The 20026-nt window shown below is 65.0% G+C and carries 16 protein-coding genes; 7 read left to right on the plus strand and 9 right to left on the minus strand.

Going from position 1 to position 20026, the window contains the following annotated elements:
- The 5 genes from ACXJMY_RS14865 to ACXJMY_RS14885 form a co-directional block, all read right to left on the minus strand.
- A partial coding sequence (locus tag ACXJMY_RS14865; protein ID WP_456620094.1) for a caspase family protein occupies positions 1–2389 on the minus strand: 2389 nt, incomplete at its 3' end.
- Between the two features lie 175 nt (positions 2390–2564).
- Positions 2565–3305: a carbonic anhydrase gene (locus ACXJMY_RS14870; RefSeq protein WP_456620095.1), complete on the minus strand. Its 741-nt coding sequence runs from the start codon at positions 3303–3305 to the stop codon at positions 2565–2567.
- A 173-nt stretch (positions 3306–3478) separates the two neighbouring features.
- Positions 3479–3979 (minus strand): hypothetical protein, encoded by a 501-nt coding sequence (locus ACXJMY_RS14875; RefSeq protein WP_456620225.1) that lies wholly within the window; start codon positions 3977–3979, stop codon positions 3479–3481.
- A gap of 133 nt (positions 3980–4112) precedes the next feature.
- Complete coding sequence (gene dnaE / locus ACXJMY_RS14880; RefSeq protein WP_456620096.1) at positions 4113–7616, minus strand: DNA polymerase III subunit alpha; 3504 nt, start codon at positions 7614–7616, stop codon at positions 4113–4115.
- Positions 7617–8081: 465 nt separating this feature from the next.
- On the minus strand, positions 8082–8801 hold the full coding sequence (locus ACXJMY_RS14885) for an outer membrane protein (protein WP_456620097.1): 720 nt from the start codon (positions 8799–8801) through the stop codon (positions 8082–8084).
- 256 nt (positions 8802–9057) lie between these two features.
- Here ACXJMY_RS14885 and ACXJMY_RS14890 point away from each other — a divergent pair, with 256 nt between their 5' ends.
- Together ACXJMY_RS14890 and ACXJMY_RS14895 are read left to right on the plus strand one after the other, a co-directional pair.
- A complete protein-coding gene (locus tag ACXJMY_RS14890; protein WP_456620098.1) occupies positions 9058–9354 on the plus strand; it encodes a DUF3551 domain-containing protein in 297 nt (98 codons plus the stop codon).
- A gap of 1 nt (position 9355) precedes the next feature.
- A complete protein-coding gene (locus ACXJMY_RS14895) occupies positions 9356–9610 on the plus strand; it encodes a DUF3551 domain-containing protein (RefSeq protein ID WP_456620099.1) in 255 nt (84 codons plus the stop codon).
- Between the two features lie 104 nt (positions 9611–9714).
- On the opposite strand, the gene ACXJMY_RS14900 is transcribed toward ACXJMY_RS14895, so the two are convergent.
- Positions 9715–12570 carry an ATP-binding protein gene (locus ACXJMY_RS14900; protein WP_456620100.1) on the minus strand — a complete coding sequence of 952 codons (2856 nt, stop codon included), beginning with the start codon at positions 12568–12570 and terminating at the stop codon, positions 9715–9717.
- 231 nt (positions 12571–12801) lie between these two features.
- On the opposite strand from ACXJMY_RS14900, the gene ACXJMY_RS14905 reads away from it, so the two are divergent.
- Positions 12802–13800 carry an alpha/beta hydrolase gene (locus ACXJMY_RS14905; protein ID WP_456620101.1) on the plus strand — a complete coding sequence of 333 codons (999 nt, stop codon included), beginning with the start codon at positions 12802–12804 and terminating at the stop codon, positions 13798–13800.
- A 66-nt stretch (positions 13801–13866) separates the two neighbouring features.
- On the opposite strand, the gene ACXJMY_RS14910 is transcribed toward ACXJMY_RS14905, so the two are convergent.
- Complete coding sequence (locus tag ACXJMY_RS14910) at positions 13867–14178, minus strand: MmyB family transcriptional regulator (RefSeq protein WP_456620102.1); 312 nt, start codon at positions 14176–14178, stop codon at positions 13867–13869.
- Between the two features lie 14 nt (positions 14179–14192).
- Here ACXJMY_RS14910 and ACXJMY_RS14915 point away from each other — a divergent pair, with 14 nt between their 5' ends.
- Together ACXJMY_RS14915 and ACXJMY_RS14920 are read left to right on the plus strand one after the other, a co-directional pair.
- On the plus strand, positions 14193–15452 hold the full coding sequence (locus ACXJMY_RS14915) for a hypothetical protein (protein ID WP_456620103.1): 1260 nt from the start codon (positions 14193–14195) through the stop codon (positions 15450–15452).
- Between the two features lie 262 nt (positions 15453–15714).
- Positions 15715–17034: an MFS transporter gene (locus tag ACXJMY_RS14920; protein WP_456620104.1), complete on the plus strand. Its 1320-nt coding sequence runs from the start codon at positions 15715–15717 to the stop codon at positions 17032–17034.
- A gap of 77 nt (positions 17035–17111) precedes the next feature.
- Here ACXJMY_RS14920 and ACXJMY_RS14925 read toward each other — a convergent pair whose 3' ends face one another.
- The gene (locus tag ACXJMY_RS14925) at positions 17112–17861 is read right to left on the minus strand and encodes a hypothetical protein (protein ID WP_456620105.1); all 750 of its coding nucleotides are present in this window, start codon (positions 17859–17861) and stop codon (positions 17112–17114) included.
- 496 nt (positions 17862–18357) lie between these two features.
- Here ACXJMY_RS14925 and ACXJMY_RS14930 point away from each other — a divergent pair, with 496 nt between their 5' ends.
- Entirely contained in the window at positions 18358–18657 is a 300-nt protein-coding gene (locus ACXJMY_RS14930) for a hypothetical protein (RefSeq protein WP_456620106.1), read from the plus strand.
- Between the two features lie 127 nt (positions 18658–18784).
- Here the strand turns inward: ACXJMY_RS14930 and ACXJMY_RS14935 are convergent, their stop codons facing one another.
- Entirely contained in the window at positions 18785–19231 is a 447-nt protein-coding gene (locus ACXJMY_RS14935) for a hypothetical protein (protein ID WP_456620107.1), read from the minus strand.
- A gap of 270 nt (positions 19232–19501) precedes the next feature.
- Between ACXJMY_RS14935 and ACXJMY_RS14940 the strand changes: the two genes are divergently transcribed.
- Positions 19502–19960, plus strand: a complete 459-nt coding sequence (locus ACXJMY_RS14940) for a hypothetical protein (protein ID WP_456620108.1) — start codon at positions 19502–19504, stop codon at positions 19958–19960.
- Positions 19961–20026: the final 66 nt, after the last annotated feature.

A 20026-nucleotide genomic window follows, 5' to 3' on the forward strand; every position in this document is an offset into this window, starting at 1 on the left:
TGACCTGCGGATGCGGCGCCGGCGCGGCGGCGCGCGGCGGCTCGGGCCTCGGCTGCTGCCGGGCCACCGGCGGTGGCGGCGGAGCCGCCGGTCTGACCGAGGGTGCGGCCGGCCTGGTGGCCGCGGGCGCCGGCGGCGGCACAGCGGCGTGGCCCGGTCCGGGCGGCCTTCCAGGGGCCGGCGGGGTTGCGGTGGGTGGCACCGCAGCGGTCGGCGCCGGCGCATTTGGCCCAGGCTTGCCGCCAGGCGCCAGGCTACCGGGCGTCTGGGCGGCGGACGGCGGACCGGTTCGACCGGGCACGGGCGGCGTTCCAGGAGTCGGCGGGGTTGCCGTGGCCGGCGCCGCAGCGGTCGGCGCCGGCGCATTTGGCGCAGGCTTGCCGCCAGGCGTCAGGCTACCGGGCGTCTGGGCGGCGGACGGCGGACCGTTTCGACCGGGCACAGGCGGCGTTCCAAGGGTACCGGGAACCGGAAGCGCGTGCGCGTCCGGCTGCTTCGGCTGCCCTGGCGCTGGAGCCGCTGTGGGCGCGTTGGCCTGCGCCGGCGGCGCATTGGCCGCAGGAGCGGTTGCGGTCGGCGCCGGCTTGCCATTCGGAGCTGCGGCCGAAGGTGATGTCGGCCCTACCCCCGGAGCCAGAGGCGGCGTACCGGGCGCCGGCAGCGTGTTGGCCTGCGGCAGCTTGGTCGGCGGTGCGACGGGGGGCGTTCCGGTCGGCGCGACATTGGCCGGCGTCCCGGGAGGTATCCCCGGCCTCGCCGTCGGCTGGATCGTCGCGCTCTGCGGCATCGGCGCCTTGCCCTGCTGGATCAGCGCGGCGCGCTGCGTGACCGCCAGCGGTACGGCCGGGCCCACCGGGTTGGCGCGGCCGGCAACGGCCGGCGCCAGGATGCCCTGCCCGGGTCCTGCCGGCCCTCCTCCCACGGCCGGGGGCGGTGGTGCCGGCGGCCGGTTGATCACCGTGTTGATGACCGTGGTGTTGTGGATGTTGGCGTAGATGATGTTGTTCGGCGGCGGCGCGACATAGAGCGGCGGCCTGACGAACACCGGGATCGGCACGAACATCGGCTGCGGCAGCACGAACAGGCCGACCACGGGCAGCGGCGGCTCGAGCACGACGAAATCCGGCGGCGGCGGCGGCAGATAATAGACCGGCGGCGGCGGTGGCGGCGCGAAGCCAAAATCAGGGTCGCTGAAATACAGCACGGGACGGTCGACATAGACCACCTCTTCCGGCGGCGGAGGCGGCACGTCGTAGTCGATCATCGCAAAGCTCGGCGGCGGCTCGACCGGCGCCGTCAGGATCGCGAGGCGGCGGCGCGCATCGCCCGCATGCGGCCCGCGCGGATAGCGGCGCAGATACGACCAGTAAGCCTCCGGCGTGTCGTTCCGATAGGTGCGCCGCCACGTGATCGCCTCGCGGCGCGCCGCCACGATCGCCATCACGCGCCTGGACATCGGATCATTCGGATAGGCGCCGAGAAACTCCTCATAGGCCGGCAGCGTGTCGCGCTCGAGCGCGGCCGCGTAGGCATCCTGTGCGCCGAGATCGCGGATCGGCTTGTTGCGGATCGCGGCGACCTGGTCCGGCGTCGACTGCGGCGGCGGCGCGTCGGGCGCGCGATCGAAGAACGAGAATTGCGCGCTGATCTTCTGCTCGTCCCAAGGCACCTGCGCGCCCTTGCTGGCTTCGTTGACGCGCAGGCGGACGCGGTCGAACACCTCCGGCAGCGACAGGCCGCCGGTGCGGATCATCTCGGCCAGCGACTGCGCATAGATGCCGTAAGGTCCGGGCTCCTCGGGGGCCACCGTGCCGGGCGCGGCGTTGAACGCGATCAGCGCGTTGGCGTCGGGCTCGACCAGCGCAAGTCCGCTCGCGATCGGCTGGCCGCCCTCGATGAACGGCTGCGCGCGGCCAGCGTCGAGCACGACGATATTGGCCTTAAGCGGAATGGCGGCGAGCTGGCGCAGATAGTCGCCGACGCGCAGGGCTTCGGTCGGAACGTCGGTGTCGCGGGTGATGTTGGAATCGACCGGGATGAAATAGTTCTCACCGGCGAGCTGGACGCCATAGCCGGCCAGATAGACCATCGCGACGGTCCCCGGCCCCGAGGCCTGCGCCTTCTGGATGAAATCGCGAAAACTCTTGCGCAGCGTGTCGGCGTCGAGATCGCGCGCGCCGACCACGTCGAAGCCCGCCGCTTGCAGGGTCTGCGCGATCAGGCCGGCATCGTTCGCGGTCGTCGCCAGCGGCGACTTGGCATAGGCGCCGTTGCCGACCACGAGCGCGATGCGCTTTTCCGGCTGCTGCGCGCGCGCCGGAACGAGCGCACCCGCGACGAGCAGGATCGGCAGGAGAAAGCAGATGAAGACCTTGTGTGTCCCACGCATGGCTTGCTTGCCCGCTCTTGCTGTTGAGATTCACCGCCCATGAGACGCGCGGCTGCCTGAACGGCGCTTGAACGAGAAGCTTGGATTGAGGCGGCGGCATGGCCGGGTCACGCCTGCCGTCAGCGCCACGTCAGCCTCGCGCCGCGCGAACCGGCGCGAGGTTCAGGCAGGTGCTTCAGCCCTGCGCGATCAGATCGACCGTCCCCGTCGTGAGCCGGTAGATGCCGCCCACGACCTTCACCTTGCCCTGCTCCACGGCCGCATTGAGGATCGGCGCGGCCGACTTCAGCTTGGCGACATTGTCGATCACGTTCTGCCGGATCGCCTTGTTGAGCACGTCCCCGCCCTGCTGCATCGCAGCTTTTGCGGCAGGCGCGATCGCATCGACCAGCGAAGGGATGTGGCCGGGCGGCGACGTGTTGTCCTTGATCGCCTTCAGCGTCGCATCGACGGCGCCGCAACTGTCATGACCCAGCACCAGGATCAGCGGTGCGTTGAGCACGGCGACCGCATATTCCATGCTGGCAATGGTCTCAACGCCGGCAAAGTTTCCGGCGACGCGGCAGACGAAGAGATCGCCACGGCCGCTGTCGAAGGCGTATTCCGGCGCGATGCGGGAATCGGCGCAGCTCAGCACCGCCGCGAACGGGTTCTGGCCGCCGGCCAGCGCCTCGCGCTCGTGCTTGAAATCATGGCGCCGCGACACGCCGTCGACGTAGCGCGCATTGCCCTCCATCAGCCGCTTCAATGCGGCATCCGGCGCCAGCACGTTCTGCGGCTTGGGCGGCGCCTTGGCCTCCTTGGCGAAGGCCCTGCCGGCGAAGGCTACGCTCAGCGCAGAGGCGGCAAGCAGCATCGCGGACCGCCGCGATGGCCCGATTTGGTGCTGCAGATTTTCAGAGCATTTGTCGCACATTCACGTTTCCTCCCGGCGGTGGACGATCAGTATCGCCGCGATCATAGCCGCGGTGATGTGACTAAACCACAAATGATGGCGCGCTCGGCACCTAAACTTCTAGGCGTAGCCGGAACGATGTGTTCGCCAAGACTTGTGGGCAAGACTTTGCGGGCAAGACTTGCGCGCGCCGCCTATTGCGCCAGCCGGAGCTCAGCGATCGTCGTCCTCGCGGCCGGTTCGTCCAGGGCGAGGAAATCCAGCGGCCCCTGATTTTTATAACCGGAGGTCATCGCAAGGGTGAGACCCCAGCCGAGCAATCCGGTGCTCGCGTTTGCGATCATGGCGGTCTTGCGCTCACTGAGGCGCGCGACGAAGAACACGGTCTGGCCGGATTGAGCCGAGAAGTCGACGCGTGTGACGCCGAGCGCCACCTCTTCGGCCACGAACTGGTGTTGGCCCGCCGGGCGATCGACATAAACATATGTCCCGGTCTTCAGGCCCTTGATCGGCGTACCGTCGAGGGAAAATACCCAGTCCGGATCGCCGATGCCGCCAAAGCCCTTCTCGCGAAACACGACGACGCGCGCCTGCCCCGCTTTCGGCGGACCGATCTTTCGCACCGTCTCCGAATAACCAAGCCCACTTCTCGCCGTCTCGCAGCCGCACAGCAATGCGGCGGCGATGAGCAACACCAGCCCACGCAGTAACATCACGTCCCCAAGATCTTCCCCAGGAGCATGCTAGCTGGAATCAGCGGCAGGTTGCAACAGCACCGAAGCATCACCTGCGCAAAACATGCAACCGGCTGCAACTTCGTGCGTGTTGCTAGAGCTGCTGCACGTCCACGACGCCCGCGACCGCCTTGATGGCGCCCGCGATCTGCGGCGAGACCTTGAAGCGGCCGGGCAGCTTCATCTCGACCTCGGTCTCGAGGTCGAGCATCATCACCAGCGAGACCTCGCCGTCGCCGTTGGCGCGCGGCGCGATGCCGGGACTGCCGACTTTTGGCGCCGCGCCGTTCGAAGCCGCCATGTCGGGTCCGGCGAGACGCTTGGCGATCGACTCGAGCGGCTTGGTGTCGCGCACGAAGATGCGCAGGCCCTTCTGCGTCTTGGCGGCGGCGTCATCGAGCGGCTCGGCGTGCAGCACGCGGGCGCGGACGTCCTCGCCCTGAAGCTCGGCGCCGAGCTGGAGCAGCACGGCGGCGCCCGGCTCCAGCACGTCGCGATATTGCGCGAGCCCCTCGGAGAACAGCACCGCCTCGAAGTGGCCCGTGGGATCAGAGAGCCCCATGATGCCCATCTTGTTGCCGGTCTTGGTGCGCCGCTCCATGCGCGACACCACGGTGGCCGCGACCTTGCCGGCGGTGGCGCCGGTCTTCACCGCGCGCGAAAACTCGGCCCAGCTCTGCACCCGCAGCCGCTTCAGCACGGTGGCGTAATCGTCGAGCGGATGGCCCGACAGGAAGAATCCGATCGCGTCATATTCTCGGCGCAGCCGCTCGGCCGGCAGCCAGGGCTCGATCTGCGGCAGCATGATGGTCGGCGCGTCCGCGGCGCCGCCGAACATGTCGTTCTGCCCGATGGTCGCCGCCTCATGGGAGCGCTGACAGGCCGCGAGCACTGCATCCGCGCCAGCAAAGACGCGCGCGCGGCTGGGCTCCAGCGTGTCGAAGGCACCGGCGGCCGCGAGACTCTCGATGATGCGCTTGTTGATCGCGCGCGGATTGACCCGTGCGGCGAAGTCGGCAAGCGACGTGAACAGCCCGTTCCTGGTCCGCTCCGCGATGATCTGCTCGACCGCCTGGAGGCCGACGCCCTTCAGCGCGGCGAGCGCGTAGTAGATGGTCTTGTCGCCGACCTCGAAGGTCGCCCCGGAGCGGTTGATGTTCGGCGGCTCGACCTTGATGCCGAGGCGCTGCGCCTCGGAGCGGAATTCGGAGAGCTTGTCGGTGTTGTTGAGATCGAGCGTCATCGACGCCGCGATGAACTCCACCGGATAATGCGCCTTCATGTAGGCGGTGTGGTAGGACACCAGCGCATAGGCCGCCGCGTGGCTCTTGTTGAAGCCGTAGTCGGCGAATTTCGCCAACAGCTCGAAGATGGTCTCGGCCTGCCCCTTCGGCACGCCGTTTTTCACCGCGCCGGCGACGAAGATGTCGCGCTGCTTGTCCATCTCGGCGCGGATCTTCTTGCCCATGGCGCGGCGCAACAGGTCGGCGTCGCCGAGCGAGTAGCCCGACATCACCTGCGCGATCTGCATCACCTGTTCCTGGTAGATGATGACGCCGAACGTTTCTTTGAGGATCGGCTCCAGCACGGGGTGGAGATATTCCGGCTCCTCGTCGCCGTGCTTGCGCGCGCAATAGGTCGGGATGTTCGCCATCGGACCCGGGCGATACAGCGCGACCAGCGCGATGATGTCCTCGAAGCGGTCGGGGCGCATGTCGATCAGCGCCCGCCGCATGCCCTGGCTTTCAACCTGGAACACGCCGACCACGTCGCCGCGCGCCAGCATCTGGTAGCTTTCGGCATCGTCGATCGGCAGCGTGGCGAGATCGACATGGATGTCTCGCGGCTTGAGCAGCTTGCAGGCGACGTCGAGCACGGTCAGCGTCTTCAGGCCGAGGAAGTCGAACTTGACGAGGCCCGCCGGCTCGACCCATTTCATGTTGAACTGGGTCACCGGCATGTCCGACTTCGGATCGCGGTACATCGGCACGAGTTCGCTCAGGGGCCGATCGCCGATCACGATGCCGGCCGCGTGGGTCGAGGCGTGGCGCGTCAGGCCCTCGAGGCGCTGCGCGATGTCGAAGGCGCGCGCCACGATCGGATCTTCATCGCGGAACGCCTGGAGCTTCGGCTCGCTCTCGATTGCGGCTGCAAGCGTCACCGGCGCCGCCGGATTCTGCGGCACCAGCTTCGTCAGCTTGTCGACCTGGCCATAGGGCATCTGCAACACGCGGCCGACGTCGCGGAGCACGCCGCGCGCCTGCAGCGTACCGAAGGTGATGATCTGCGCGACCTGGTCGCGGCCGTAGCGCTCCTGGACGTACCTGATCACCTCGCCGCGGCGGTCCTGGCAGAAGTCGATGTCGAAGTCCGGCATCGAGACGCGCTCAGGATTGAGGAAGCGCTCAAACAGCAGGCCGAACTTGATCGGATCGAGGTCGGTGATGGTCAGCGCCCAGGCGACCAGCGAGCCTGCGCCGGAGCCGCGGCCCGGCCCGACCGGAATGCCCTGGCCCTTCGCCCATTTGATGAAGTCGGAGACGATCAGGAAGTAACCCGCGTACTTCATGCGCATGATGACGTCGAGCTCGAACGCCAGGCGCTTATTGTAGTCCTCCTCGGTGGTGCCCTGCGACAGGCCGTGCACGCGCAGGCGGTTCGCAAGCCCCTCCTCCGCCTGCCGCTTCAACTCGGCGGCCTCGACCGAGGCCGCATCGGAGCTGGCGGCGGCGCCGACCGTGAAGAACGGCAGAATCGGCTTCCGCGTCATCGGGCGGAACGAGCAGCGCTCGGCGATCTCCACCGTCGAAGCGAGAGCCTCCGGAATGTCGGCGAACAGCACCGCCATCTCGGCGCGGGTCTTGAAGCGGTGATCGGGGGTGAGCTGAACGCGGTCGGTCTCGGCGATCAGCCGCCCGCCGGCGATACACAAAAGCGCGTCATGCGCCTCGTAATCGTCGGTCGCGGCGAAATACGGCTCGTTGGTCGCGACCAGCGCCAGGCCCTTGGCATAGGCGATGTCGATCAGCCCGCTCTCGATGCGGCGCTCCTTGTCGAGGCCGTGGCGCTGCAGCTCGACATAAAGGCGATCGCCGAACAGGCTGGCGAGACGCTCGCAGCGCGCGGCCGCAAGCTCGGAATGGCCGGCGGCAAGCGCCAGCGAGACCGGCCCGTCCGGTCCGCCGGTAAGCGCGATCAGGCCCTCGGTCTCGCCCTCGAGCCAGTCGAACTTGATGTGGGAGGCATGGGTGTCGGGCGTCTCCAGGAACGCGCGCGAGTTCAGCCGCATCAGGCTGCGATAGCCGCGCTCCTGCGCCGCCAGCAGCACCACGCGCGACGGCAGCAGCGCGTTGCGCGCATTGGGATCCTGGTCGCCGAAATCGATCGCGAGCTCGCAGCCGACGATCGGCTGGATGCCGGAGCCCGCCATCTTGTCGGAGAACTCCAGCGCACCGAACATGTTGTCGGTGTCGGTCAGCGCTAAGGCCGGCTGGTGGTCCTTCTTGGCAAGCTCGGCGAGCTTGGCGATCTTGATCGAGCCCTTGAGCAGCGAATAGGCCGAGTGAACGTGAAGGTGGACAAATCCGGCGCTCGGCATGGTCGCGTGACGGCCTCTTGCTGATGGGATGGAGCGGTTACCGGCACCGGAGGCATCCTGCACTCGCGTGGGCCGACTCGCCTCACAATGGTGGGGCGTCGCGCTGCCGGAGTCCACGCCGGAGCGGCCGATCGGCCGCGTCGTCCCGCTTTTCCCCAAGGCGGACAGAGGCGCCCGCACCCAGAGTTGCGGGAATCAGAGCTGGGGTATCACCTGGGCCCAGATCGCGATCATCCCGACGAACAACGTGATCGACGCCAGTGCGGCGGCTTCTTCCACGAAAATCCTGAACATGGCTTACTCCCTCGCTAGAACGTATGAAGAACATTGTTCTCATTTCGTTCTCGGGAGTCAAGCCGTCTCGGCGATCTCGACGCGCGATGGTTAACTCGCTGAATGATCACAACAAAAAAGCCCCGGCCGAAGCCGGGGCTTTGCTCAACCGCTCGAAAGGAGCGATCGGTCTCAGTAGCGGGCGATCATCGGGCCGCCGAACTTGTAGTTCAGGCGGACGAGGCCCATGTCGACGTCCTGACGGATACGGTCGGTCGAGGGCACCAGCGCGAAGGTGACATCCTTGTCCTGCAGGAAGATGTGGTTGTACTCGACACCAACCGACCAGTTCGGCGCGAAGCCGTACTCGATGCCGGCGCCGACCGTGCCACCCCAACGGGTCTGGTCGTTCGAGGACAGCAGCGCGCCGCCCGTGGTCAAGACTTCGTACTTGCCGCCAGCCACAGCCGCACCGCCCTTGACGTAGACGAGCACGTTGTTCCAGGCGTAACCGACCTGACCGGTGATCAGACCGAACGAGTCGATCTTGGAGCGGTTGCGGGTCGCGAACAGCGCGCTGGTGTTGTCGCCGGAGAAGTCGGCCCAGTTGCCCTGGCCTTCCACGCCGAACACCCACTGGCCGGACTGGAAGCGATAGCCGATCTGACCACCGACCGTGCCACCGGTCGCGTCGTGCGAACCCTCGCGGCCACCGCCGACCAGATCCCAGGTCGAATGCGCGGAACCGCCACCGCCGTTGATGCCGATGTAGAAGCCGCTCCAGTCGTAAATCGTCGCGACCATCGCAGGCGCCTTGGTGTAAGGCCGCGCCGCGAGATCAGCAGCCATCGCCGGAGCAGCCGCGCTGATCGCGACAAGGCTCGCAGTGACAAGCAACAAACTCTTCTTCATTTTTTTCCCGTTCCAGTTCTTCAGTAGGCCCCCGGGCCGTGGCGTCGTCTTAGCAGCGATCGACGGAATTGCTGTAACCTCGACGCAACAGTGCGGTCCAAAGGGCCGCGCAACATTAACGAACGTTTAGCAGCGCGCGCTGGAAACCCTTTGAAACAAGAGTTTTCAGCGTATCCAATGTCTTCTACACACATTCGCGACATAAGCGCCCAGACAACGAAGCGCGCACGATCGTGTGATTGGAGAATCGAAGAAGATGCGTGGACTGTTTGCCCTCCCCATTGTCGCCACATTTGCGCTCGCGCTGAGCGCAAGCACGCCGGCGCGCGCCTTCGGCACCCATCATGCGTTCTGCCTCACGGGCGATGAATGGCCGGGGCTGAGCAACTGCACGTTCGACAGTTACGCGCAGTGTCAGGCGAGTTCGTCGGGCCGCGCGCTGACCTGCATCGCGAATCCATATTTCGCAGGCCAGAGCGACGATCCCTACGCCTACCAGAATCGTCCGCGCGCGCAGACGCCCGGCTATTCGGCCGGCTATTGGACGCGCTGAGATGCGCGGCGCTCGCCTCGCCCTCGTCGCGATCGGCGTGGCCGTCGCGAGCGTCCCTGCGCGCGCGCAGACCTATGATCCGAGCTATCCCGTCTGCATGCAGATCTACGGCCAAGTCGGCTATTTCGACTGCCGCTACGCCTCGCTGGAGCAATGCAGATATCTCGCCGTCGGCCGCTCCGCGACCTGTGTCGTGAACCCGTATTTTGCGCACGGGAAACCGACGGGCGGACGGCGGGCGAGGCGCGCCGACTAGCGCCTCCCCATCAGGCTCGCGCAAGATCCGCTGCCCCCTGAATAGCAGCGTTATCGCGGATCTTGTCCGCAGTCTGAAATGACGGCCAGCCCCCCCGTTCGACGCTACCGCAACGTCGCCAACAGGCGTGCCGCAGACTTCAGGTCTGCGGTGTCCAGGCCCTCATCGAACTGGTCGTAGACCGGTTGCAGCAGCGCGCGAGCATCCTCGCGCCGGCCTTGTGCCTCCATCAGCCTTGCCAGATCGATGGCGGCGCGCAGCTCACTGGCGCGCGCGCCCTGCTTGCGGCTCAGCTCGAGCGAATGGATGAGGCTCGCTTCAGCCTCGTCGACGCGCGGCTTTGGCATCGAGAAGAGAACGGTACCCTTTACGCGCAGCAACTCGGGCATGTTGATCATGTCCCCGTTGGTCTCGACCAGATTGATGCCGTCGTCGGCCGTTCTCATGCTCTCGGCAAATCGTCCGGTCGCGGCCAGTCCTTCCGCGAGCGAAATGTGGAAGGCCGAGATCATCAGTCCATAATGCGTTGCGCGAAGCTCCTCCAGGCAGCCTTGCAGGAAATCGACTCCACCCTGTGCGTTGCCGCGGCGGATGGTCAGCTCCCCCTTGAGGCCGCGCCCGGCCGCGATCTGCGGCGCCAGGGAATGCGAGCGGGCGTTCGAGATGTACCAGTCGATGAGCTCCTCGGCGTAGGGCAGGTCGCCGATCCAGAGGAACAGCAGCACGGCATGCCGCAACACGATGGACAGAACGATCGGATCGTCGATCCGCTCGGCGTCTTTGATTGTCCGGCGTGCGCGCTCGACGGCCTGATCCGGATGGCCCTGCAGGCACAGCGTATTTGCCAGGGCGATCGCAGCCAGAATATCGTAGTCATAGCCGAGATAGGTCGTGCCGCTCTGCGGTGAGCGCGGCCGATGAAGAAGCGCCGCCTCCAGCTCGGCGCTGGCGCCGCCGAGGTCGCCGATAAAGTGGAGTGAATTTCCGAGGCCGAATTGGGCCAGCGCGATTGCCGCCGGGTCGCCCAAGATTGTGGCCGTGGCCGAACCGCGTCTTGCGTATTGCAGCGCTATCGTGAAGTTGCCCTTGCGCGAGTGAAAGATGTTCAGCGAAACCATCAGCCACATCTGGTAGAGGATGTCGCCACGTTCTTCGGCGATGAGGAGGCTTCGGTCCAGTGCGGCACGCGCCGCGTCGCTTCCGCCCTGGATAAACATCAGCGAATAGCCGAGGCCTGCCTGAAGCCGCATTTCTTCAGCGGTGCCGCGCCTGTCATCGCCAAGAACGAGAATCGCCCGCTCCGACCAGCGATGACATTCGGGCAGCATCGACGTCGCGAGCAGAACGGGCGCGGCGGCCACGGCAAGTCCGATGCGCAAGCCGCCATCGCTATTACCGCGGGAGAACGCCCAATCGAGCGCGGCGCGCAGATTGTCGATGTCCCTGATGTAGTGGGGCAGATCGTCGAGGGCCACACGCGGACTCACCGCGGCCGGCGCGAACAGACTGCGGAAGAACTCGGTGTGGCGACGAGCCACCTGGTCCGTTGCACCGGTCTCGTCCAGCTTGTCGAGCCCGTAGGCCCGGGTGGTTTCAAGCAATCGCCAGCGGCCCGACGCCACCGACGTGTCCAGCGACACCAGCGATTTGGCCGCCAGGCTCGCAATGCCTTCGGCAACCGCGGAGTCGGTCGCGCCGGTGTCGCCCATCACGGCGGTCGCCGCCTCGAACGTGAATCCGCCCACGAAAATCGAAAGCCGCTGCAGCAGCGTCCGCTCCGCGTCCGGCAACAGTTCGTAGCTCCAGTCCAGCGTCGCACGCAGGGTCTGGTGCCGCGGCAGCGCCGTGCGGCGGCCGGCCGTCAGCAGGCTGAAGCGGTTGTTCAGGCGCTCGGCGACCTGCTGAAGTCCCAGCACCGCGACACGCGCCGCCGCAAACTCGATGGCAAGCGGGATGCCGTCGAGCCGCCGGCAGATCGAGGCAATCAGCGGCAGGTTTTCCGCGCTCGCCGAAAAGCCGGAGTGGAGCGCCATCAACCGGGTGGTGAAGAGCTGGACGGAGCTGTATTCGTCGACATTGACCGCGCTCTCGAGACGTGGCGGCGGCACATCCAGCGGTGGAACGCGATAGACATACTCGCCCTCGCTCCGCAGGATCTCCCGGCTCGTCGCCAGCACGGACGCATTCGGGCACATGCGGACCAAGGCTTCCGCGAGGCTCGCCGCCGCGTCAGCGAGATGCTCGCAATTGTCGAGCACAAGCAGGAGTTTCTCGCCGCCGATGGCCCGGGCGACAGCTTCGGCGGAAATCACGGTGCCGCCGATCTTCAGCCCCAGGACGGGCACGACCGCGGACGGAACCAGCCCAGGGTCGGACAGTGAAGCCAGTTCGACAAGCCAGCAGTCACCCTCGAATGTCGGAAACAGGCTGCGCGCGACCTCCAGCGCCAGCGCACTCTTTCCGATCCCACCGGGCCCGGTCAACGTGACGAGGCGATAGGCCGACAAGACATTGAGCAGATGCTGCGTGGCTGCGCTCCGGCCGATCAGGGCCGATCCGGCCATCGGCACGTTGGATCGAAACGCCTGCCTCGGCTTGCGTTCCGAATGATCGGTCCGATGCTCCGGCTTGCTTGCCTGCCGGATAGTCCAATTGCCGAGCATGCGATAGCCGCGGCCGGAGACCGTGTTGAGCAGCGCCCGGTCAACGCCCAACGCCTTGCGAATGGCGGAGATGTGGAAGTGGAGAGTGTTTTCCTCGACCACCGCGCCCGGCCACACGCGATCGATGAGGTGGTATTTGCTGACGAGCTCTCCACCCGCCTCGACGAGAATCTCAAATATCTCGAATGCGCGGCTGCCAATGGGAACGGAGACACCTCGGCACCGCAACTCGCGCCGGCCAAGATCGATTTCCCACTCGTTCGCCGCGTACACGGCGCGTGGGCCCTGTTCTGCCATCGCCGTCTCCGCGGGCTCGCGCAATCCTCAGAACTTCTCAGTTCTGACTCAGGGAATTGACGCACCAAACCAGCTTAAACGCTCGTCCTGGCGGTGAGAAGGGCCGTTGCGCGGTCGCACAGCCGGGTGCGTCGACGGCCCCGAACATCGCGGACAATTGCCGTCAGACAAGGATCCATTCCCATGAACCGAATTCGAAAACTCGCAGCCCTCACACTCGGAGCAAGCATGATGACACAGGCAGCCCTCGCCGCAGAGCCCAACGCCGCCACCGACCCGCGGATCGATCCGCAGGTTCGCGCCTTCCTCGCCAGCATAAACAAGGACTCCAAACCGTTCTGGGAGCTTCCTCAGCCGAAGCCGCAGGAAATTCTCACCGCGCTGCAATCGCAGACGGATGTCGACATGACCGGCGTGACAACCAGCGAGCGAACGATCGACCAGGAAGGCCGCAAGGTGAAGCTCTACATTATGAAGCCCGCGCAAATGAGCAGCAATCCCGGCGTGTTGTTCTTCATCCATGGCGGTGTCTGGATCGTCGGCAATTTCCAGAACCATCAGCGCCTGCTGCGCGATCTCGTGGCCGGCACCGGACTGGTCGGCGTGTTCGTCGAATATACGCCGCTGCCGCAGGCCAAATTCCCGACCCAGCTGGAAGAATGCTACGCGGCATTGAAGTGGGTCGGCGGCCATGCACAGGAGCTTGGCGCGGACGGTAGCCGGATCGCGATTGCCGGTAACTCGGTCGGCGGCAACATGAGTGCCGCGCTCTCCTTGATGACCAAGGATCGCAGCGGCCCCAGAATCAGCTACCAGGTGCTGCTGATTCCGGCGACCGACGCGAGCGTCGATACGCCGTCCTACCACGCTTACGGGACCGGCCGCTTCCTGACGCGCGCATTCATGAAATACGGCTGGGACCTCTACGCGCCCGACGCGAAAACCCGCGACAATCCTTATGTGTCGCCGCTTCGCGCCAGCACCAGCGAACTCAAGGGGTTGCCGCCGGCGCTTGTCATCACCGCGGAGAACGATCCGCTGCGCGACGAAGGGGAAGCCTATGCCCGCAAGCTGAAGGAGGCGGGTGTCAGCGTCGATGCGGTCCGCTACAACGGCACGATTCACGATTTCGTGGCGCTGAACGCGTTGCGCCATGTGCCCTCGACCGAGGCCGCGATCGACCAGATCAATGCCGGCCTGCGCCGGCACCTCGAACTGGCAACGCATTAGCTGGTGCGACTATGACGCGGCGGGCGCATTTTGCCGCCGCGTCATCGGGTTGCTTCAACGTGGCCGTCAGACGCTAGTGCCTAGCCCTCGTGAGTCTCCGCCCGAGACCGGAAGGTAGATCACGAGTTTCAGCACCGGGTCGTCATTGGCCTGGAATCTCGTGTGCTCGAAATGCAGCACGCCCTTGGTGGGGTGCGACATGGTCTTGCGGCCCGAGGCGGTGCTGCGGATTTCGTGCGCTTCCCACCATTTGACGAATTCCGGGACTGCCCCGCCGCAGCCGCGCCAGCCGGCATTGCGAAATAAGCGGCGCTCCGCCGTGCCACCGAAAGTTGTGACCGCCCCAATGATCGTGTAACGTCCGTACCGATTATTCACCGGTCCATCGTTTCATGCTCGCCCGTATTTTGTTTCTCGTGGCCTTGCTGTCGATCCCGGGCGCATTGCGTGCAGAGGGAGCGCCGGCGGAGAAAGCCGGATTTGCGTCCAGGCTGACGATCTATCTTGCCAAGGGGGCAGCTGACGCGTGCGGGCCGGGCTGCGACCGCTGGATCGCCATCGAGGGCGAGATCGATCAGGACGCGGCGCCGCGCATTCGCCGCTTCCTCGCCGGCGTCAAGGACACGCAGCGTCCGATCTACCTCCACTCGCCCGGCGGAAACGTGGAACAATCCTACGTCATCGGGCGGTTGCTGCGCAGTCGCAAGGCGGTCGCCCGGGTTGGCCGGACCATTGCGACGGCATGCGCCGCGGGCACGCAGGTGGACGCCGCGTGCCTGAAGACGAAGGCCGCAAGCGGCGAGGTCGAGGCGGAGCTCACGACCTACCATGCGATGTGCAACTCGGCCTGCGGTTACCTGTTTCTCGGGGCGACATCACGCGAGGTGGCTCCCGACGCCGCGCTGGCGGTCCATAACTCCAGGCTGGTCCTCGTCTTTCACGGGCATCCAGCTCCGCAGGCGGTCGCGGAATACAGGCAGCGCCGGATCGCGAATGCCGAACGCGACCGCGCCGCATTCATCGCAGCGATGGGGATCAGCCGCGAGCTCGACAATCTCATCCGGACGGTGAAGTTCGAAAACCTGCATATGCTGACGCGAGCCGAGCTCTATCGTTTCGGAATCGACACGCGAGCGTTTGCCGAAGGGATGTGGAGGCTGGAAAAGGCAACGCGGCCGTTCATCAGCAAGATTGCGGTGATGAAGCAGGAGAGCGGCTCTTCGTTCCGGACGATGGAGTGGCGCATGTTTTGCGACACCAGGAATCGTGTGCCCCTGATGTTCGCGGGCGAGATCGACGAGGCGAGCGTCGGCAAAAGTACGATCATGATGACCGCGGACGCCGACAAGGACCAGGAAGCCGGAGGTTTTCCGGTGCGAGCCGCGAAGTACGAGATGTGGAGCGGCAGTATCGACCCTGACATGGTCAAGGCGATCATGGCGTCCCGCTCCCTCCATGTCCGGCGGACCACGCCGATGCCGGACGAAAAGGTGGATGTCACGAAATTTGACATCGACCTGACGGGCCTGGCGTCGATGCGAACTCAGCTTGCGGCGGCGTGCTCGTCGGTCGCGGCCAAGCCGAAAGGTCCCTGGCCGGCCATTCCGCCGCCGAACGCCAGCGCAACGCCTCCGGCCGCGCTGGTGCCGTAAGCGCAAGCGGCGCGCTCCGGGGCGCAGCAGCGATCGCTTGAAGCCGGTCGAGACGGTCGCGGCCCCCAAGACGATCGCGTACCCAAAGGCTGCACGCTCCCGCGCCCCCACACGCAAATCGGGAGGCTGATATGCGGCCTGCCTTGCGCTGGGGTTTCGGTGTTGACGCGACCTGATCCGGGTTTAAGTACAACGGACAAATCTTGCAGGGGTGGCGGCGTTCGCTGGGCTGGTTCCCGTTGACGCCACCAATGCAGGACACATGACGAACTCGCCCCAAGCGACCTCACCCCGCGCGAACTCGACCTCGGCTCCCCCTCACCTCGGCATCATCCTGTTCTCGCTCGCGATGGGCGGCTTTGCGATCGGAACCACCGAGTTCGCATCGATGAGCCTGCTGCCGTTTTTCGCCGCCGACCTCCGGGTCGACGAGCCGACCGCGGGACACGCGATCAGCGCGTACGCTCTCGGTGTGGTGCTGGGCGCGCCGCTGATCGCCGTGCTGGGCGCGCGGTTCGCCCGGCGCACGCAGTTGCTGGTTCTGATGGCCGTGTTTGCGCTCGGCAATGCGCTCACCGCCCTTGCTCCAGGCTATGGCTGGATGATCGCGGCCCGCTTTGTCTCGGGATTGCCGCATGGCGCCTATTTCGGCATCGCCGCGCTGGTCGCAGCGTCGCTCGTTCCACAACATCGCCGTTCCCAGGCAGTCGGCCGCCTGATGCTCGGCCTGACCTGCGCCACGATCGTCGGTGTGCCGCTGGCCAATCTGGTTGGGCAAGCCGTCGGCTGGCGCGCGAGCTTCGCCCTGGTGTCGTTGCTGGCGTTGCTCACGGTTCTGCTGTGCGCCCTGTTCGCGCCGCGCGACCAGGCCGGCAGGTCCGATCCGCTGCGGGAGCTCGCCGCCTTGAGGAGCGGACGCGTCTGGATCACGCTGGCGATCGGCGCAATCGGCTTCGGCGGCATGTTCGCCGTCTACACCTATCTTGCGACGACCCTGATCGAAGTCACCAAGGTCAGCACCGCGGTCATTCCGTTCTTCCTGGCCGTGTTCGGTATCGGAGCCACGCTCGGAAACCTGTTCGTGCCGCGGTTCGCGGACCGCGCGCTGATGCCGACGGCGGGCGTCATCCTGCTGTTTTCAGCGGGCGCGCTGCTGGTCTTTCCGCTGGCCGCCGGCAATCCGTGGGCGCTTGCGGCCGACGTCTTCGCGATCGGCGCCAGCGTTTCGCTCGGAGCCGTCCTGCAGACGCGGCTGATGGATGTCGCCGGAGACGCGCAGGCGCTCGCTGCCGCCCTCAACCATTCGGCGTTCAATACCGCCAATGCGCTCGGCCCTTTCCTGGGCGGCGTTGCCATTCGCGAAGGGTTTGGCTGGACCTCCACCGGTCCGGTCGGCGCCGCGCTGGCGCTTGCCGGCTTCCTGATCTGGATCGTCGCCTATCGCGACGCCGGGCGCACACCGCCTGAAGTCACCTCAGGAAGCAACGTTGCTCCACCGCAAAACGCTCCCGTGAGACCGGCGCCACCGCTGGCGCCGGATCACCGAAGCCGTTCGAACCGTCCCAAGGATCCGGTGGCATGACGGAAGTCAACGTTCGGTGAACCGGCGCGTGCTTGAAGACGATCGGCGCAGGTCTGTTTCGAATGTGGTGGTTCTCTTCATGGTGGCAGGAAAGCGGCTGCCGTATCGAGTCCGTCGACGCGTTCCGGCGACCGCACGAAAAGGAAACGAGAGATCGCCGGTATTTCCGCGTCATCCCTGCCGTCCTGGCCGATCAGGATCAATCCGGCTCCGCCATTGGCCACGTTGAGCACCACTGGCTCTCCGCTCCACGTCTTGATTGGCGCCATTCCCACGATGAGAAATTCACCCATGGGCTGATCAAGATATTGAAGGCGCAATTGCGGACCGACCTCCGCTGCCGCAAGTTCAAAGCCGAGTTGCCGAGCCCGCGCGTAAATGACGGCCAGAGGCACGCTATCGGTGTTGAAGCCAAGCTCGACCGCGGATACTGCCACAAGCTCCACGTCCGTCTTCTTGGAACTGACGGTGAAGGCCGGTCGGGCGAGAACTTCCGCGGCCAGCCCGCCGATGCTGCAACCCACGGCATCCAATCTGTTGCGCAGCGCAATTGAGTTGGCATAGGTGCCGATCGCAATCGTCTTCCATGTCGGAGCATCGCGGGCGGACCTGATGAATTTCCGCGGCAAATCAACGGCGCGAACTTTGCCGAGCTTCAGTTGATTCTGCAGGACGTCGCGAGCCGAGCATTGTCCCCACGCCTCAAGCGTGAACTGAAACAAGGAAGCGGCACAGAGGAATGCAACTATCAGGCAACGGCTGACCCGCCCCATGTTCGGATGGTGATTGAGTGCGGCGCGAGCCGCTTGGCTCGACAGAATTGACATTTCTAAGATCAACTTGTTGCAAAACTTCGGCCGAAAGAACCCGCCTCCGAGTCAATGGGAAGAACGGAGGCCAATGAAAAACATTGTCCAACCGGCCTCAAAAAGCGGAGCCGGAGGCGGGGCGCTATTGGCTCAAGTATTCCAAATTCAAATGAACGGGCGGCAGTCCGTAAGCCCGATCGCCCGCCGCATCAAACCAAAATGGGAATGATGTAGCTGAAGCATAGCACCACGAGTCCGTCGGTTCAATTTGCAACTACGCCCGCCAGCGGGCGCAGCGACCGGCCATATCGCGCTTCGCCGCAATTCCGCGCGAGACATTGCCTGCCAGTGACGATGCGAGCGCATCCACCGAGAAAGGGCAGAGTTGCTTCCGCTTGCGATAGATCAAGCCACTGAAGACGAACCGTCATCGAGATTGAACTGGAGGATCGCTTCTCAAGCGGTGCTCGATGCATGCTTCTTGGACATTTTACACAAATATGGAGGTAGCCCCATGCCGATCGTTCAATTTACTCGCTTCAAAACCGACAAACCCGAGGAATTGATCCAGACTATCCGGCGGGCGAAGAAAATCTTTGAAAAACATGGTGCCGAATTTCTTCGGCTCTCCCGCTTCCACACTGGTCACTGGGCAGGAGAATTGCTGGTTACGACGCGCTACTCCAGCTGGGAGGTTTACGGCAAAGTGCAGGAGGCGGTGGCAAAGGACCCGGAGTTTGCGCAAGTGCAGGCTGACGGAATGAAGATTGCCGAACTACAGGGCCGTAATATCGCCGTGAGCATCGATCTCTAGTCGGGGCGCCGCCCCGCAAACCACATCAAGCGCGGGGGCCGCAGGACATGTGCCGGCGGCCTTCCCAATCCGATCACGGTTTTAAGCCCCCTATCGAGGACGCTGCAGCGCCGTATCCATCTGCCGCTTAATCAGCTTTCGAACGTTCGATTTCGCCTAGGTAAGCGGCCCACGCGAACTCAAATGGCCCAAGCGCGAGCTTGGAAGCTGCATCATATCCATTTTCGTACGCAAAATCAGACCACTGCACGCCAAGCTCGGTTCGAGAAACACGAGCGGTGATGGCGCCGCAAGCGAAGTCGCCGCACTCCGGGCAGACGAACAGAGCTACACGGTGGCCGCCGAAAGGGACGTCCGAAGTCAACGCAGCAAGCACACTTCCATTGATTTGCCGAGCTACTTCGCGTTCGAATTGCGGGTCAGAGAGAGAGCCGGACATGTCGTATTTGAAAGCTTGAGTGGCTTCGAAGAGGGATACTCCGTTGACTACGAAATCAAACGAGTGCCGCTCTCGCTTCTGAGGTTCACCGCGACCAATCCGATGAAGAGCCCCAAGCTTTAGCCGATCCGTCATTCCGGCTCCTCCGCGACCCTCTCTCTCGTGCCGCGATTTGTCAGTCTCTCCTTCACCGGCGTATAGATCACGAGCTTCAACGCCGGATCTGCGAATTCCGGACTGCGCTGCCGCAGCAGCGTCAACAATTCCGCGAAAGCGGGATCGCCCGCCCAGGAAGCGGGCGGTTACTTCAAGGCCAAGCTGGTGCAGTACCAAGTGAGTTCGCGGCTTTGCCACCCTAGCAACATTCCGGTCCCCGTACACTCGGCGTAGGTCTTGAAATGGTAGATGTTCCTGCACGTTGACGACAACGCGGGCCAGCCGGAAGACGAGCATCCGCGCCAAGGCGCATTGCCGGTCCTGAAGCTCGTTTGGCAGCCGTCGACACAACTGCCCGAGATCCGTTCGAGGCTCGCAAGCTTCGCCATGACCGACGTCGGTGCCGCCAATGTTGTTGTCAGTGAGGGTTCACTGGTCGGTGATGTCCGGTGCGGCGCTGTCACGCGGACAGTCGCGCGCTGCGTCGGATGCCTGTGCCTGGGTGTTTGGCTCGGCGCTTCGACTGTGATGCTCGGAAGTACGGCGGCGCCGCCAGAGGATGGTGCGGTTGCCGAAAACGCGGTGCCGCTAAGGCCGCACGTCGACAGCGCAATGCTTGAGCAAGCGAGAACCAGGTTCGACGAAAACCTCATGGCGACGTCCTTGCGATGCGGGCTCCTCAAACTCTATCAGCACCAACTCAATTAACAAGAGCATCGTAGATACGACACACGCGCAATCACCTATAAGGTACGCGTCAGAAGGGCGAGACCA

The sequence above is a fragment of the Bradyrhizobium sp. P5_C12 genome (assembly GCF_054049735.1).

Bases quoted from the DNA above. Each gene is read 5' to 3' on its own strand.
- ACXJMY_RS14870 (WP_456620095.1), bottom strand. From the start codon at position 3,305: ATGTGCGACAAATGCTCTGAAAATCTGCAGCACCAAATCGGGCCATCG.
- dnaE (WP_456620096.1), bottom strand. From the start codon at position 7,616: ATGCCGAGCGCCGGATTTGTCCACCTTCACGTTCACTCGGCCTATTCG.
- ACXJMY_RS14885 (WP_456620097.1), bottom strand. From the start codon at position 8,801: ATGAAGAAGAGTTTGTTGCTTGTCACTGCGAGCCTTGTCGCGATCAGC.
- ACXJMY_RS14890 (WP_456620098.1), top strand. From the start codon at position 9,058: ATGCGTGGACTGTTTGCCCTCCCCATTGTCGCCACATTTGCGCTCGCG.
- ACXJMY_RS14895 (WP_456620099.1), top strand. From the start codon at position 9,356: ATGCGCGGCGCTCGCCTCGCCCTCGTCGCGATCGGCGTGGCCGTCGCG.
- ACXJMY_RS14900 (WP_456620100.1), bottom strand. From the start codon at position 12,570: ATGGCAGAACAGGGCCCACGCGCCGTGTACGCGGCGAACGAGTGGGAA.
- ACXJMY_RS14905 (WP_456620101.1), top strand. From the start codon at position 12,802: ATGACACAGGCAGCCCTCGCCGCAGAGCCCAACGCCGCCACCGACCCG.
- ACXJMY_RS14915 (WP_456620103.1), top strand. From the start codon at position 14,193: ATGCTCGCCCGTATTTTGTTTCTCGTGGCCTTGCTGTCGATCCCGGGC.
- ACXJMY_RS14920 (WP_456620104.1), top strand. From the start codon at position 15,715: ATGACGAACTCGCCCCAAGCGACCTCACCCCGCGCGAACTCGACCTCG.
- ACXJMY_RS14925 (WP_456620105.1), bottom strand. From the start codon at position 17,861: ATGTCAATTCTGTCGAGCCAAGCGGCTCGCGCCGCACTCAATCACCAT.
- ACXJMY_RS14930 (WP_456620106.1), top strand. From the start codon at position 18,358: ATGCCGATCGTTCAATTTACTCGCTTCAAAACCGACAAACCCGAGGAA.
- ACXJMY_RS14935 (WP_456620107.1), bottom strand. From the start codon at position 19,231: ATGACGGATCGGCTAAAGCTTGGGGCTCTTCATCGGATTGGTCGCGGT.
- ACXJMY_RS14940 (WP_456620108.1), top strand. From the start codon at position 19,502: ATGTTCCTGCACGTTGACGACAACGCGGGCCAGCCGGAAGACGAGCAT.